The organism is Rhizobium sp. SEMIA 4085 (assembly GCF_013004495.1).
GTDB lineage: Bacteria > Pseudomonadota > Alphaproteobacteria > Rhizobiales > Rhizobiaceae > Rhizobium > Rhizobium gallicum.
Map to the genome: position 1 here is coordinate 1 of NZ_JABEPH010000685.1, position 1,046 is coordinate 1,046.

General features: G+C 53.8%; 1 protein-coding gene. It reads right to left on the reverse strand.

Going from position 1 to position 1,046, the window contains the following annotated elements:
- Positions 1-1,046: NACHT domain-containing protein (locus C9413_RS32360; protein ID WP_170251609.1), on the reverse strand; the 1,046-nt coding region annotated here is incomplete at both ends.

Consider the following 1,046-nt stretch of genomic DNA (forward strand, 5'->3'; position numbering starts at 1 on the left):
CCCCGTAGCCCGTCGCCTGCGCACAGTCCTTCCCCGCCTGGCGGACTACGGCCTGTCCGAGCTCCATTGGCCCTTTGTCGACAATGGTCAGGGGGAGCTGGCGGCAAGTTGTCCGCCTTTCGCTGTCGTGCAAAAGCTGCAAGCTGCGCTCGTCAGCTTCACCCTTGCGCGTATCCCGTTTGGCACACATCCAGGTATAGGCTGAATAAAGCGTTGCCGGGCCGACATGCTTCTTGTCGGAGTTCACGTTGAGCCCACCCTTGATGATCAGGATGACTATCATCTTGAGCAACAGCGGCCGGCGAAGGAGATCCTTCAGGTCATAAATCTTGTAAAGATATTCGAGGATGAACTCGACATTTTGCCCTGTGCTGACGAACAACTCGTCTTTGAACGCCGTCACGTATTCGACGACCTTGTCCCTGTTAAGGACGTCGATAAGAACGATGTTCATCAGATCGTTCTTTTCGATTTTCCGCGAACGATGAATGTCGAGGTGATCGAGGACCGCCTCCAGATCAAGCTCGCCGAAGCTGTCGCCGTCAAATGAAGCCTCTCCCGGAAGAAGTTTCGAAAGGGCCCCATGCATTTCGTTGAAAGACTCGAAATAAGTCGGCCCGGTTGTCAGGATACAGGGACATGGACTGCTGATAAGGGGTTCGAGCCGCGCGAGATAGCTTGCCCTTTCCGCTGCAGTGGCGCCGGTGTGGATTTCGTCGAAACCGTCGAGAAAGAACGCAATTTTCCCTTGGCGGATACGCTTTTCGAGCGTTGATCTTGAGACAGACACATAGTTCTTCTCAAGCGCCTTGGTGGTTACGAATGACCAGAGATCGTCATAGCTGTGAAAGCTACGCAACGGCAGCAGAATCGGAAAGATGTCTGATCGCCCCTTTGAGCAGCTGATCGCACAGTCATAGAACGCCCTTTCGAGAATGGTCGTCTTTCCAGAGCCAAAATCACCCGCGACGACGAGCATGCCCTTTCGCTTTGCAACCCACTGGTAGATATAGGCTCCAATGTCCTTTATCCGATCTCGTGAGCCA